This is a genomic window from Sphingomonas sp. LaA6.9 (assembly GCF_022601895.1).
Lineage (GTDB): Bacteria > Pseudomonadota > Alphaproteobacteria > Sphingomonadales > Sphingomonadaceae > Sphingobium_A.
In genome coordinates this window covers 16,964-29,963 of record NZ_JAKVIO010000044.1, presented here as the reverse complement: position 1 = coordinate 29,963, position 13,000 = coordinate 16,964, and the positions used below count along the sequence as shown (strand labels likewise).

Sequence of the window (13,000 nt, the reverse complement as noted above, 5' to 3'; positions counted from 1 at the left end):
CCGCAATACGTGCCATCAATCTTCCTCCTGCTCCACAGGCGGCCCTGGCAGACCGCCCATCTCATCGCGTCAGTTCCGAAACGCACAAGCGCAGCGAGCGCAAGAACGCGCCGCCGGAGAGCCGGGGTTTCGGAATGGAGGACCCATACGGATGCAATATTGCAGAGTCAAGGCGCCTGCGCCCATGGCACAGCGCCGCAAATGGGTTGGTGGAAGGCAGTGCTGGAAAAGCCGCCTTACGGCATTCGCCCTCCACCGCGCGCATCTGTAAAGCGCGCAAAGCCAAAGCGCGAGAAAGAAAGCGTCCGTATCGACATGTTTTCGGCCTTGTTTCCCAATCGCAACAGTCACGAGGATTGAAGACCGATTGCGGCAGGTGGACGATCCTCCCCCGAAAGTCGTTCATTATAATAACGCGGATCGTCAGTCACCTCACGCCCCACCCAGTCGGGCAGTGCGATCGTTCGATCCATGCGGTCCAGTTCGATTTCGGCGACCACCAGTCCGGCGAGTCGGCCTTCAAAAACATCTACCTCCCAGAACAGGCCCTGTTCGGTGGCGGGCACGATGTGCCGGCGCTTGGCGATCACATTGCCCGTGGCAAGCGCGAGCAGCGCCTTGGCGTCGTCGGAGGGAATGCCATATTCGAATTCGAGGCGCCCCTCTCCGTCACGCATCGACTTGAGGGTCAGCATGGCGGACACACCCTCGACGATGCGCACCCGCACCGACGCATTGCCTTGGGCGATATACGCCTGGCGGATTTCCCTTGCCGAAGTCGCCTCTGCCTTCCAGCCATCGCAGCTGACCAGAAACTTGCGCTCGATCTCGATGCTCATCACGCCGCCCTTGGTCGGTCGACCGGTGCGCGTTCGCCGCGCCAGATCGACCAATAGCGGCCCCAACGCTCGCCCAGCGCGTCCGGAGATTCGCTCAGCAAGAGACGACCCTCGCGCAGCGCGCGTTTCGCGGTGGCCTCGCTCCGCGTCGCGAGCGCCGCGCGAACCGCCATCACCGCCTCTTCGCCGCCGAATTCACCGGCATGTGCGGCCAGCACATGATCGAGGACCGCAAGGTCGTGATGATGACCGAGCAATTCGCCAAGATCGCGCGCCGCCTCTACATGCACTGCCATTTCGTCGGGCCAGATCGGGGCCAGCAGCCTTGTGTGATACCAATGATATTTCACCGATTTGCGCCATTCGTGAAAAGCGGCGGCATTGCCGCCGACGGCAGCATGTTTCATCGCCTTGCGGGCGCGGCGATAGGTACGCACCGCGCCCTGCGTCACAACGTCGAAGCTGGCCGGATCTACATGCCAGTTGGCCGCCTCGTCACGCAGGGCGGCGACATCTTCGGCAAAGCCGGAAAGACGCGCAGCAGGGTCCACGATTGCCGCCAGCGCCTTGCGGTTGCGCACAAGTCCGCGGCGAACGGTCGCAGCCGCCGCCCGATCGAGTTCACTGCAGTCGCGGGCTAGCGTATCGCAGGTTTCGATCATCACATCGGCGTCGCGTAGCGGGGCCAGCGGCAAGGCGAGCGCGCGCAACCGCGCATTGGCTTCGGCATAGTTCGACAATCCGGGACGAACGAGCCTGATCAGCGCGCGCAGTTGCTTGCAGTGCTTGCGCGCCGAATGGACCAGCTCAGGGCGATCGGGGTTGTCACCGGTGAGGTCGGTCAGCGCCGCCTCGACCTGTTCGCCGATGATCCGACGCATGGCAGCGTCGATCGACATGTCGCTGCGTTTCAGCTGGTAAGCCAAGGCGCGCTCCGATCCAGCCCCCGGCGGGCATTATCGCTGCGCGCCCGTGAAAGGCAAGATGTAGCTCTTTTTCGACAGGGTGTCGGGCCGGCCTGTCACAGCCGGCCCGCATTGCTACGTTAGAAACCCGTACGCACGCACAGAACGTCGGCGATGTAATTGCGTCCCGACACCGTCTGGAATGTCTGGTTGCGCGACCCGTTCCAGCCCGCCGAGCGGCAGAGTTTGTCCGCCGTCGTCTTGGCGCAGGCCGCCGTCGCCTGACCGCCGGGGCAGGTGATACGCTGGCCATTGCGCATTGGTTCGGGGAAGAACTCCTGACCCTTCAGACGACGCCATAGGCGAGCATGGCGTCGGCAACCTTCTTGAAGCCCGCGATGTTCGCGCCGCGGACATAATCGACATAGTCGTCGGACACGCGGCCATATTGGAGGCAGCTATTGTGGATGCCTTCCATGATATCGAGCAAAAGCTGCTGAAGTTCCGCCTCCTTCCACGAGCGGCGCTCCGAATTCTGGCTCATTTCGAGCCCCGACACCGCGACGCCGCCGGCATTGGCGGCCTTGCCCGGCGCATACAGGATGCGGGCGTCCTTGAAGACGTGCACGCCCGCGAGATCGGTGGGCATGTTCGCGCCCTCCGACACAGCGAAGCAGCCATTCTTCACGAGTGTTCGGGCGTCCTCGCCCAGCAGCTCGTTCTGCGTGGCGCAGGGCAGCGCGACATCGCAGGGCACACCCCAGGGCGTCTTGCTCTCGTGGAAGGTTGCCCCCTTGAACTCGGCGGCATAGTCAGAGATGCGCCCGCGTCGCCTCGTCTTGTGTGCCTTGACCCAGTTGATCTTCTCCAGATCGATCCCGTCCGGGTCGTGGATGAAGCCCTGGCTGTCGGAAAGCGTCAGTACCTTGCCGCCGAGCTGGTTCACCTTTTCAGCGGCGTGCGTCGCGACATTGCCCGAACCCGAGATGACCGCGGTCAGCCCCGTCAGGTCGCGCCCGCGCGTCCTCAGCATATTCTGGAGGAAATAGGTCGCGCCATAGCCCGTTGCCTCGGGGCGGATCAGCGAGCCGCCATATTCGATGCCCTTGCCCGTCAGCACGCCCGTAAACTGGTTGGTGATGCGCTTGTACTGGCCGAACATATAGCCAATCTCGCGGCCGCCCACGCCAATGTCGCCCGCAGGCACGTCCACATCCGCGCCGACATGCCGGTAGAGCTCGGTCATGAAGCTCTGGCAGAAGCGCATCACCTCGTGATCGCTCTTGCCCTTGGGGTTGAAGTTCGCCCCGCCCTTTCCGCCGCCCATCGGCAGCCCGGTCAGCGCGTTTTTGAAGGTTTGCTCGAAGGCGAGGAACTTGAGCACGCTCTCAGTGACCGAAGGGTGGAAGCGGATGCCGCCCTTGTACGGCCCGATCGCGTTGTTGTTCTGCACGCGCCATCCGCGGTTGACGCGGATATTGTGATTGTCGTCTTCCCAGCAGACGCGAAACGAGATCACCCGGTCGGGCTCGGCGATGCGCCGCAGGATCTGGTAGTGATGATATTCTTCCTTGTCGGCGATGAAGTCGAAAATATCCTCGGCGACTTCCTGCACCGCCTGGACGAACTCGTCCTGCCCCGGATTGCGCTTCTTCACCCCCTCGATGAAGTTCGGCAGATCGACATGATCACTAACAGCCATTCCTCGCCCCCTGTTCCTGCAACAGTTCTCAGGCGACCCGCACCCGGGTGCTTCCTGTTCGAGTCGGAAGCATCCCTGGCGATCAGAGAGGTATCATGTTTTCGAGGCGAAACGAGCGCCTCCTTTTCGACAGATAACCGAATCGGCTATGCTCACCCGCCAATATCCGAAGCCATCTACGGGAGCCTGTAGTGAAGGAAGCGCGCTATTCGGATCAGACGATCGCCGAGGCCACGGGCAAGGGCTGGAGCGACTGGCAAAAGCTGCTCGACGACGCAGGGGCCGCCGCGCTTTCGCACAAGGAGATCGCGGCGAAGCTCAAGACCGAGCATGGCGTGCCCGGCTGGTGGTCGCAGATGCTCGCGGTCGAATATGAACGCGCGATCGGCCGCCGCGTGATCGGCCAGACCTGCACGGGCGAATTCTCCGCCGCCGCCACGCGCACCCTGCCCGTTGACAAGGACGCGGCGATCACGGCCTGGCGCGCTGCGGTCGCGGGCATGGACGCGTTCGACGGCGTGCCCTTTGCCGGGCCGCCCCGCGAAAGCAGCACCGAAAAATGGCGCTACTGGCGCGTCGACCTTGCCGACGGCACCAAGGTGACCGCGATGGGATCGGATAAGACGCCTGGGAAAGCGGGGCTCGCGATCAATCATGACAAGCTGGCCGATGCCGAGGCGGTCGCGCGGTGGAAGGCTTTCTGGGGGCCGTTTGTGAAGGGGGTCGGCGGGTGAGACGAGTGGCCGCCTTCGACGACATTGCAGACGGTAATTCGTTGGTGCAGTGATGCGATGGATAACGAAACTGCTTGCTGTTGTTCCGAATTAGCCGATATCGCCATAATTGGCATGGGCGATGCCGAAGGCATGGACGCGCGAATTTTCGAAACGCTCGATCTTGTTCGCAATTCCGGCGACGAAAAATGGTGGCTCTATGCATCCACCTGCCGGGCCTGCGGACAGAATTGGGTGGTCGCTCAAGAAGAACGGATTCACGATAATTACTGCCTGAGACACATTGACCGGGATGCGCTAAACGAGATTGCTGAACATTCCCGGTGGCCTGACGACTTTCTCACCTATGAGCAAATACTCCGTCTCGGGCGAGAAGCTGGATACGTCGCGACGTTCTTGGATCCGAAAGGCCCAGCTCTCGTCGAAACGGCGCAAGATTTGCGACGGGCGAGGCCAGAAATATCGATCGAAGATGTTGCGTATGCACTCGCTATCCCGACGAAACAGGCTGAGCGACTATTCAGGGCTTAAAGTCCGCTCCCCACGACATAGCAGACGGTGACGCCAACAGGCCGCTCGGACTTAGCCGGCAGGCTTGTCGAGATACGCCTTCAACCGCTCGAGCTGTTCGGCAAGCACCTTGTCGACGACGGGCGCGATGCCCTTGAGGCCACCCGCCATATAGCCGCTCACCACGTAGCGCTGCGTGACCTTCGCGCCGCCCGGCGCAGGCTCGATCGTCCATGTCAGCGTCGCGGTGATCGCTTCGGACTGGAGCGGGCCGAGCCCGCCGGTGAAGCGCAGCGTCTTGCCGGGCTGGGTGTAGATGATGCGGCCATGTTCGATGGTGCCGCCGCCTTCGGTCTTTTCGCAGAAGCAGCCGCCCGCGCGCGCGTCGATCGTCATGTTCTTCGCGTCGCCGCTATAGGTGTGTTCGCCATTCCACCACTGGCCGGGATTTCGCAGCGCGTCATAGGCGGCCGCGGGGGTTGCCTTCACCGTCTCGACGCTGACGATTTCGAAGCCGCCATCGCTTGCGGACTTCACTTCTGCGACTGCGGGCGTCGCCAGCAGCATCGGCACCAGCGCCAGAGCAATCCGTGTCATGCATCCCCTCCATTACAGCGAAAGCCGGAATGCCATTCTCCTTCAAATCGCGAAGAAGGAAAATGGAATTCCGGCTTTCAGCCAAATGGATCGGTAAGCGTCAGCGCCCGTCGAGGATCGCTTCGATCGCGTCGTTGACGTGCGCGATATCGGCCATGCCGTCGACGCGCTTCACGAGCCCGCGGGCCTCGTAGACCGGCAGGATCGGCGCGGTCTTGGCGCGGTATTCGGCCATGCGCGTCCGCACTGTCTCGGCATTGTCGTCGGGACGCCGCTTGAACTCGGTGCCGCCGCAGACGTCGCAGACGCCCCCGACCTTGGGCTGCTTGAAGGTGTCGTGATAGCCCTCACCGCACTTCGCGCAGGTGAAGCGGCCGGTGATGCGCTCGACCAGCGCATCCTCGTCCACCTCGAGCTCGATCACATGATCGAGCGTGCGGCCGCGCGACGCCATCAGTTCGTCGAGCAGCTCGGCCTGCCGCTCGGTGCGCGGATAGCCGTCGAAGATGATGCCGGCATCGGGGGCGAGCTTGTCCATATACTCGCCGAGGATCTGCGCCATCAGTTCGTCGGGGAAGAGCTTCCCCGCCTTCATGATCTCGTCGGCCATCTTGCCGACTTCGGTGCCTTCCCTGACCGCTGCGCGGAGGATATCGCCGGTGGAGAGCTGAACCATACCACGCTCTGCGACGAGCCGGCTTGCCTGTGTCCCCTTGCCCGCCCCCGGCGGGCCCAACAGGATTATATTCAACGCGCTCTCCCGCCTTTCAGTTTCGCCTTCTTGATGAGGTCGCCATATTGATGCGCCAGCAGGTGGCTCTGGATCTGCGTGACCGTGTCCATCGTCACGTTGACGACGATGAGCAGGCTGGTGCCGCCGAGGTAGAACGGAATGCCCGCCGCAGAGATCAGATATTCGGGGACAAGGCAGATCACCGTCAGATACGCCGCGCCGATCACGGTGATGCGCGTCAGCACATAGTCGAGATAGGCCTCGGTATTCTTGCCCGGACGGATGCCGGGGATGAAGCCGCCATAGCGCTTGAGGTTATCCGCCGTCTCCTCCGGGTTGAAGACAACCGCGGTGTAGAAGAAGCAGAAGAAGATGATGCCCGCCGCGTAGAGCGCCATGTAGAGCGGCGCGCCGTGCTGGAGCGCGGTCGTGATGCCTAGGATGAAATCGCCCATCGCGCTTTCGCCATTCACCTGCTGGCCCGAAAACTGGACGAGGGTCAGCGGCATCAGCAGCAGCGACGAGGCAAAGATCGGCGGGATCACGCCCGCAGTGTTGATCTTGAGCGGCAGGTGGCTCTTTTCGGCCTGCATCAGCCCGCGCTGCGTCTGGCGCTTGGGATACTGGATCAGCACGCGGCGCTGCGCGCGCTCCATGAAGCAGATGAAGGCGATAAGGCCGAGCGCCATGGCAATGATGCCGAGGATCAGCAGCGGCGACATCGAACCCGTGCGACCGCCTTCGAACATGTTGGCGAGCGCCATCGGCAGCTGCGAGACGATACCGGCCATGATGATGAGCGAAACGCCGTTGCCCACGCCGCGGCTGGTAATCTGCTCGCCCAGCCACATCAGGAACATCGTGCCGCCGATCAGCGAGATCACCGCGGCGACGCGGAAGGTGATGCCCGGCTCGACGACCGCGGACATGCCCTGGGTCGCGCCCCAGGCCTCAAGCCCGACAGCGATGAAATAGCCCTGCACCGCGGTCAGACCGACGGTGCCGTAGCGCGTGTACTGATTGAGCCGCTTGCGCCCGCTCTCGCCCTCTTTCTTGATGGCAGAGAGCGTGGGCGACAGCGCGGTTGCGAGCTGCACGACGATCGAGGCGGTGATGTACGGCATCACGCCCAGCGCGATCACGCTCATGCGCTCGAGCGAACCGCCCGAAAAGGTGTTGAAGAAGTCGAGCACGCCGCCACGAGTCGTATCGTAGAGCGTCGCGAGCGCGCGCGGATCGACACCCGGCAGCGGCACATGGCTCATCAAGCGGAAAATGATGAGCGCGCCGAGCGTGAACCACAGTCGCTTCTTGAGCTCGGTGGCCTGCGCGAATTTCGACAGGTTCAGGTTGGATGCCAGATTATCGGCTGCGGATGCCATGATTGTGCTAGACCCCGAAAAACATGAGCGGCGGAATGCATCGCTGCCCCCCGCCGCCCCATATAGTGTGCGATCCGACTTTGTCTAAGCCAGATGCGGCGAAAAACGGCGTCAGGCTTTCGCCGCTGCCTTCTTCGCTTCCTTTTCGGCCGCGCGGACCTTCTGCACCGTGCGATGCTTGGCCTGCGCCTTGTCGGCGGCGGCGACGACTTCGATCACCTCGACCGAACCGCCAGCCTTCTCAATGGCTTCCTTCGCGCCCTTCGACACGCCGGCAACCTTGAAGCTGAGCTTCGCGGTCAGCTCGCCCTTGCCGAGAATGCGCACGCCGTCCTTGCCGCCACGCGCAACGCCCGCAGCCTTGAGCGCTGCATGGTCGATCGTGCCAGCGGTATCGAGCTTCTTGGCATCGACCAGCTTCTGGATCGCGCCGAGGTTCACTTCCGCGAAATCCTTGGCGAAGATGTTGTTGAAGCCGCGCTTCGGGATACGCATGTGGAGCGGCATCTGACCGCCCTCGAAGCCGTTGATCGCAACGCCCGAGCGTGCCTTGGCACCCTTCTGGCCGCGGCCCGCGGTCTTGCCGAGGCCCGAACCGATACCACGGCCGACGCGTACGCGCTCCTTGCGGGCGCCCTTGTTGTCGCGGATGTCATTGAGTTTCATGTGTTGCACTCGCTTTCGCTATGTTCGCGCTGAACTTTAAAACGACTGCACCCCGGCTTTGCGGCCGGGGTCCAGTTCGGGTGGGGCCTTAGCCCGGCTTGCGCCGGGGTGCCAGCCCAATTTTAGTCGGCCACCTGCACGAGGTGGTGGACCTTCTGCACCATGCCGCGGACCGAAGGCGTATCCTCCAGCTCGACGGTGCGGTGCATCTTGTTGAGGCCGAGGCCGATCAGCGTCTTGCGCTGGCTCGGATCGCGGCGGATCGGCGAACCCGTCTGGGTGACCTTGATCGTCTTCTTGGTCATGTATCTTACTCCACGACCGCTTCGGCATCGGCCTGGGCAACCGCCTCGGAGGCGCCGCCGCGACGCAGCAGGTCGGCAATCTTCTTGCCGCGACGCTGCGCAACCGACTTGGGGCTGGTCTGTTCGCCAAGCGCCTCGAAGGTCGCCCGGATCATGTTGTACGGGTTGGACGTGCCCACCGACTTGGTGACGACGTCGGCAACGCCGAGGCTCTCGAAGACGGCGCGCATCGGGCCGCCCGCGATGATGCCGGTACCGGCGGGAGCCGAACGCAGCGTGACCTTGCCCGCGCCGAAGTGACCGTTGCCGTCATGATGCAGCGTGCGGCCTTCCTTCAGCGGAACGCGAACCATCGCCTTCTTGGCAGCGGCAGTCGCCTTCGAGATCGCCTCAGGCACCTCGCGCGCCTTGCCATGACCGAAGCCTGCACGGCCCTTGCCATCGCCGACCACGACGAGTGCCGCGAAGCCGAAGCGCTTGCCGCCCTTCACGGTCTTGGAAACGCGGTTGATGTGGACGAGCTTTTCGATGAGCTCTTCGCCCTGCTCTTCCTGCGAGCCACCGCGACGGTCGTCGCGACGGCCACGGCCGCCACGGTCACGATCGCCGCCACCACGGCCGCCACGGCCGCCACGCGGGCCACGGGGACCACGGCCCTCGGTCGGCTGACCTTCGGGAGCGGCTGCGGGAGCGGCTTCGACGCCCTGGTTTTCGGTTTCGTCAGCCATAATCAGAACTCCAATCCGCCTTCACGCGCGGCATCCGCCAGCGCCTTGACGCGTCCGTGAAACAGGAAGCCGCCACGGTCGAACACCACCCGGGTGACGCCGGCCTTCTTGGCCTTTTCGGCAACACGCTTGCCAACGTCCGCAGCAGCTTCTGCCGTGGCGCCGGTCTTGCCGCGTACATCCTTTTCCAGGGTCGAGGCCGAAGCGAGGGTCTTGCCCTCGGCATCGTCGATGACCTGGGCATAGATGTGCTTGCCCGAACGGTGAACCGAAAGGCGGGGACGCAGCGCGCCACGGGCCTTGAGTGCAGTGCGGACGCGCTGACGGCGCCGCTCGAAGAGAGAGAGTTTCGCCATGGCTTACTTCTTCTTGCCTTCTTTGCGGAAGATATACTCGCCGCGATATTTGATGCCCTTGCCCTTATAGGGCTCCGGCTTGCGCCAGCGGCGGATTTCGGCCGCAACCTGGCCCACCTTCTGCTTGTCGATGCCCGAGATTTCGACCGTCGTGTTGTCCGGGGTCTTGATCTCGATGCCCTCGGGCACGTCGATATCGACGTCGTGCGAGTAGCCGAGCTGAAGCTTCAGCTTCTTGCCCTGCGCGTTCGCACGGTAGCCGACGCCGGTGATCTCGAGGACCTTGCTGAACCCGTCGGTCACGCCGGTGACCAGGTTCTGCACGAGCGTGCGGTGCATGCCCCAGAAGGAGCGAGCGCGCTTGCTCTCGTTAGCGGGCTTCACCACGATGCGGCCGTCCTCGATGCCATAGCTGATGTCATCGAGCATGGGCATTGTGAGCGTGCCCTTGGGTCCCTTGACCGAGAGGATCGCGCCTTCGATGGTCGCCGTCACCCCTGCGGGGATCGCGACCGGAACTTTACCGATGCGGCTCATCAGAACACCTCCGCCAGCACTTCGCCGCCGACATTCTGCTCGCGCGCTTCGGCGTCCGAGAGAACGCCCTTCGGCGTCGACACGATGGTGATGCCAAGGCCGTTGCGCACGCGCGGCAGGTCCTTGGAACCCGAATAGACGCGGCGGCCAGGCTTCGAGACGCGCGCGACATGCTGGATCGCGGGCTGGCCCTCGAAATACTTCAGTTCGATGCGCAGGCCGCTGTGGTCGCCAAGCGCTTCTTCCTTGTAGCCGCGGATATAGCCTTCGCGCTGGAGCACGTCGAGAACGCGCGCACGCAGCTTGGACGCTGGGGAAACCACGCTGTCCTTGCGGGCCCGCTGGCCGTTGCGGATGCGGGTGAGCAGGTCACCCAAAGGATCGGTCAATGCCATGATCTGTAATCCTTACCAGCTCGACTTCGTGACACCCGGGATCAGGCCCTTGTTGGCCAGATCACGCAGCTGCACGCGGCAGAGACGGAATTTGCGGTAATAGGCGCGCGGACGGCCCGTGAGCTCGCAGCGGTTGCGAATCCGCGTGGGATTCCCGTTGCGGGGGATCTCGGCCATCTTCAGCCGCGCAATGAGCCGCTCGGTCTCGTCGAGCGAGTTATCCGCGGCAATCGCCTTCAGCTTCGCATAACGGCCGGCGTACTTCTTCACCAGCTTCTTGCGACGCTCGTTCTTGTTGATCGAACTCAGTTTCGCCATGACTTAAGTTCTCGCCTTTCCTACTAGCGAGACGACCTTCAGGCCGCCTGCTTTTCTTCTTCAATGGGGAACGGGAAACCGAACAGACGGAGCAGCTCGCGCGCTTCCTCGTCGGTCTTTGCGGTGGTCGTGACGATCACGTCCATGCCCCGAACCTTGTCGATCTGATCATAATTGATCTCGGGGAACACGATCTGTTCCTTGAGACCGCACGCATAGTTGCCACGCCCGTCGAAGCTCTTCGGGTTGAGGCCGCGGAAGTCGCGGACGCGCGGCAGCGCGATGGTGATGAATCGGTCGAGGAATTCGTACATGCGCTGGCGGCGAAGGGTAACCTTCACGCCGATCGGCATGCCTTCACGCAGCTTGAACTGCGCGATCGACTTCTTCGCCTTGGTCACGACGGGCTTCTGGCCGGCGATCAGCTGCATTTCGGCAGCTGCGGTCTCGACCTTCTTCTTGTCCTGCGTCGCTTCGCCCACGCCCATGTTGAGAACGATCTTCTCGAGGCGGGGGACTTCCATCACGTTCTTGTAACCGAATTTCTCGGTCATCGCCTTTGCGATCGTCTCGTTATAGAGAGTCTCGAAACGCGGCGTGTACTTGTCAGCCATTGATGACCTCCCCGGACTTCACGGCCACGCGGACCTTCTTGCCGTCCTTGGTTTCAAAGCGAACGCGCGTCGGCTTGCCGCTCTTGGGGTCGGCAATCGCGACCTTCGAGGCATGCAGCGGCGCTTCGATGCGCTCCAGGCCGCCCTGCGGATTGGCCTGGGTGGGTTTGCGATGACGCGTCGCGACGTTGATGCCGGCGACGATCAGCTTGCCTTCCTTGGGAAGGGCCTTGGTGACCTCACCGGTGCGGCCCTTGTCCTTGCCGGACAGGACGACGACGGTGTCACCCTTTTTGATCTTGGCAGCAGCCATGGTTAGAGCACCTCCGGCGCAAGGCTGATGATCTTCATGAAGTTCTTGGCGCGCAGCTCGCGAACGACGGGGCCGAAGATACGGGTGCCGATCGGCTCCTCATTCTTGTTGACCAGCACTGCGGCATTGCCGTCGAACCGGATCACCGACCCGTCGGGACGATGAATGTCCTTGGCGGTGCGAACGATGACCGCGCGGTGCACGTCACCCTTCTTCACCTTGCCGCGCGGCGCCGCTTCCTTCACGGAAACGACGATCACGTCGCCCACGCCCGCGGTGCGGCGCTTGGAGCCACCGAGCACCTTGATGCACTGGACGCGCTTGGCGCCGCTGTTGTCAGCGACGTCAAGATTTGACTGCATCTGGATCATAGATCCGCTTCCTTCTTACCTGGCTTTCCGGGATGCCCCGGGAGTTCCGTTGTAAAACTTGTTCAGCCCGCGGTTGCCGGCGTGGCGTGGGTATCCACGCGCTCGACGACCTTCCACGTCTTCAGCTTGGAGATCGGGGCGGTCTCCTCGATGCGGACGGTCTCGCCTTCGCGATACTCGTTCGCCTCGTCATGGGCGTGGTACTTCTTCGACCGCTTGATGATCTTGCCGTAGAGCGGGTGCTTCACCCGGCGCTCCACCTTCACCACAACGGTCTTGTCGGTCTTGTCGGAAACGATCGTTCCGGTCAGCACGCGCTTGGGCATGTCTTCTTCCTTAAGCCTTCGCCGCAGCGGCGCGCGCACGCGCGGTCTGGAGCGTCTTGATCTGGGCGATGGTGCGGCGCACCTCGCGCATACGCGACGGCTTCTCAAGCTGGTTGGTCGCCGCCTGGAAGCGCAGATTGAACTGCTCGCGCTTCAGCTCGCCCAGCTGATCGCTAAGCTGATCGTCGGTCTTCACCGCGAGATCGTCCTTGGTCTTGGCCATCTCTCAAATTCCTCAGTGCATCGATTCGCCAAGGCGGGCCACCACCTTGGTCTTGATCGGCAGCTTTTCCATCGCACGCTCGAAAGCGACGCGGGCGAGCGGGCCGGGAACGCCGTCCAGCTCGAACAGGATGCGGCCGGGCTTCACGCGGGCCGCCCAATATTCGTTGGAGCCCTTACCCTTACCCTGACGAACTTCGGCAGGCTTCTTCGAAACCGGCACGTCGGGGAACACGCGGATCCACAAACGGCCCTGACGGCGAATGTGGCGGGTGATCGCGCGGCGAGCCGCTTCGATCTGGCGCGCGGTGATCCGGTCGGGCTCAAGAGCCTTGAGGCCGAACGCACCGAAGTTGAGTTCGGTGCCGCCCTTGGCGTCGCCGTGGATGCGGCCCTTGAACGCCTTGCGGAACTTGGTCTTCTTGGGTTGCAGCATTGTTTTCGCCT

At 63.0% G+C, this 13,000-nt stretch carries 21 protein-coding genes; 2 read left to right on the top strand and 19 right to left on the bottom strand.

Features of this window, described 5'->3' with window-relative positions; genetic code table 11:
• Nucleotides 1–347: 347 nt before the first annotated feature.
• The 3 genes from MKI88_RS17880 to gdhA all read right to left on the bottom strand — a co-directional run bounded on the left by MKI88_RS17880 (nt 348) and on the right by gdhA (nt 3,446).
• Complete coding sequence (locus MKI88_RS17880; RefSeq protein ID WP_241632908.1) at nt 348–839, bottom strand: CYTH domain-containing protein; 492 nt, start codon at nt 837–839, stop codon at nt 348–350.
• Nucleotides 839–1,765 (bottom strand): CHAD domain-containing protein, encoded by a 927-nt coding sequence (locus MKI88_RS17875; protein WP_241632907.1) that lies wholly within the window; start codon nt 1,763–1,765, stop codon nt 839–841. The genes MKI88_RS17880 and MKI88_RS17875 overlap by 1 nt, the downstream gene beginning before the upstream one ends.
• Nucleotides 1,766–2,090: 325 nt before the next feature.
• Nucleotides 2,091–3,446 carry an NADP-specific glutamate dehydrogenase gene (gene gdhA, locus MKI88_RS17870; protein WP_241632906.1) on the bottom strand — a complete coding sequence of 452 codons (1,356 nt, stop codon included), beginning with the start codon at nt 3,444–3,446 and terminating at the stop codon, nt 2,091–2,093.
• A 191-nt stretch (nt 3,447–3,637) separates the two neighbouring features.
• Between gdhA and MKI88_RS17865 the strand changes: the two genes are divergently transcribed.
• Both MKI88_RS17865 and MKI88_RS17860 read left to right on the top strand, forming a co-directional pair.
• Entirely contained in the window at nt 3,638–4,180 is a 543-nt protein-coding gene (locus MKI88_RS17865; RefSeq protein ID WP_241632905.1) for a DUF4287 domain-containing protein, read from the top strand.
• Nucleotides 4,181–4,237: 57 nt separating this feature from the next.
• Nucleotides 4,238–4,711, top strand: coding sequence for a hypothetical protein (locus tag MKI88_RS17860; protein ID WP_241632904.1), 474 nt, complete (start codon nt 4,238–4,240; stop codon nt 4,709–4,711).
• A gap of 51 nt (nt 4,712–4,762) precedes the next feature.
• Here MKI88_RS17860 and MKI88_RS17855 read toward each other — a convergent pair whose 3' ends face one another.
• The 16 genes from MKI88_RS17855 to rplP form a co-directional block, all read right to left on the bottom strand.
• A complete protein-coding gene (locus MKI88_RS17855; protein ID WP_241632903.1) occupies nt 4,763–5,287 on the bottom strand; it encodes an SRPBCC domain-containing protein in 525 nt (174 codons plus the stop codon).
• Between the two features lie 100 nt (nt 5,288–5,387).
• On the bottom strand, nt 5,388–6,038 hold the full coding sequence (locus tag MKI88_RS17850; RefSeq protein ID WP_241632902.1) for an adenylate kinase: 651 nt from the start codon (nt 6,036–6,038) through the stop codon (nt 5,388–5,390).
• Nucleotides 6,035–7,402: a preprotein translocase subunit SecY gene (secY, locus tag MKI88_RS17845; protein WP_241632901.1), complete on the bottom strand. Its 1,368-nt coding sequence runs from the start codon at nt 7,400–7,402 to the stop codon at nt 6,035–6,037. Before secY ends, MKI88_RS17850 begins: the two co-directional genes overlap by 4 nt.
• 111 nt (nt 7,403–7,513) lie before the next feature.
• Nucleotides 7,514–8,068 (bottom strand): 50S ribosomal protein L15, encoded by a 555-nt coding sequence (rplO, locus tag MKI88_RS17840; protein ID WP_241632900.1) that lies wholly within the window; start codon nt 8,066–8,068, stop codon nt 7,514–7,516.
• Nucleotides 8,069–8,190: 122 nt separating this feature from the next.
• Complete coding sequence (gene rpmD, locus MKI88_RS17835) at nt 8,191–8,373, bottom strand: 50S ribosomal protein L30 (protein WP_241632899.1); 183 nt, start codon at nt 8,371–8,373, stop codon at nt 8,191–8,193.
• Nucleotides 8,374–8,378: 5 nt separating this feature from the next.
• Nucleotides 8,379–9,101, bottom strand: a complete 723-nt coding sequence (rpsE, locus tag MKI88_RS17830) for a 30S ribosomal protein S5 (protein WP_241632898.1) — start codon at nt 9,099–9,101, stop codon at nt 8,379–8,381.
• A 2-nt stretch (nt 9,102–9,103) separates the two neighbouring features.
• Complete coding sequence (gene rplR, locus MKI88_RS17825; protein WP_241632897.1) at nt 9,104–9,457, bottom strand: 50S ribosomal protein L18; 354 nt, start codon at nt 9,455–9,457, stop codon at nt 9,104–9,106.
• A 3-nt stretch (nt 9,458–9,460) separates the two neighbouring features.
• Entirely contained in the window at nt 9,461–9,994 is a 534-nt protein-coding gene (gene rplF / locus MKI88_RS17820; RefSeq protein WP_241632896.1) for a 50S ribosomal protein L6, read from the bottom strand.
• Nucleotides 9,994–10,389: a 30S ribosomal protein S8 gene (rpsH, locus tag MKI88_RS17815; RefSeq protein ID WP_241632895.1), complete on the bottom strand. Its 396-nt coding sequence runs from the start codon at nt 10,387–10,389 to the stop codon at nt 9,994–9,996. Before rpsH ends, rplF begins: the two co-directional genes overlap by 1 nt.
• A gap of 12 nt (nt 10,390–10,401) precedes the next feature.
• On the bottom strand, nt 10,402–10,707 hold the full coding sequence (rpsN, locus tag MKI88_RS17810; protein WP_241632894.1) for a 30S ribosomal protein S14: 306 nt from the start codon (nt 10,705–10,707) through the stop codon (nt 10,402–10,404).
• 38 nt (nt 10,708–10,745) lie between these two features.
• The gene (gene rplE, locus MKI88_RS17805) at nt 10,746–11,321 is read right to left on the bottom strand and encodes a 50S ribosomal protein L5 (RefSeq protein WP_241632893.1); all 576 of its coding nucleotides are present in this window, start codon (nt 11,319–11,321) and stop codon (nt 10,746–10,748) included.
• Entirely contained in the window at nt 11,314–11,634 is a 321-nt protein-coding gene (gene rplX, locus MKI88_RS17800; RefSeq protein WP_241632892.1) for a 50S ribosomal protein L24, read from the bottom strand. The genes rplE and rplX overlap by 8 nt, the downstream gene beginning before the upstream one ends.
• A gap of 2 nt (nt 11,635–11,636) precedes the next feature.
• Complete coding sequence (gene rplN / locus MKI88_RS17795; RefSeq protein ID WP_119765380.1) at nt 11,637–12,005, bottom strand: 50S ribosomal protein L14; 369 nt, start codon at nt 12,003–12,005, stop codon at nt 11,637–11,639.
• Between the two features lie 62 nt (nt 12,006–12,067).
• Nucleotides 12,068–12,331 carry a 30S ribosomal protein S17 gene (gene rpsQ / locus MKI88_RS17790; protein WP_119765382.1) on the bottom strand — a complete coding sequence of 88 codons (264 nt, stop codon included), beginning with the start codon at nt 12,329–12,331 and terminating at the stop codon, nt 12,068–12,070.
• A gap of 10 nt (nt 12,332–12,341) precedes the next feature.
• Nucleotides 12,342–12,554, bottom strand: coding sequence for a 50S ribosomal protein L29 (gene rpmC, locus MKI88_RS17785; RefSeq protein ID WP_241632891.1), 213 nt, complete (start codon nt 12,552–12,554; stop codon nt 12,342–12,344).
• Nucleotides 12,555–12,566: 12 nt separating this feature from the next.
• Nucleotides 12,567–12,989, bottom strand: a complete 423-nt coding sequence (gene rplP, locus MKI88_RS17780) for a 50S ribosomal protein L16 (protein ID WP_241632890.1) — start codon at nt 12,987–12,989, stop codon at nt 12,567–12,569.
• Nucleotides 12,990–13,000: the final 11 nt, after the last annotated feature.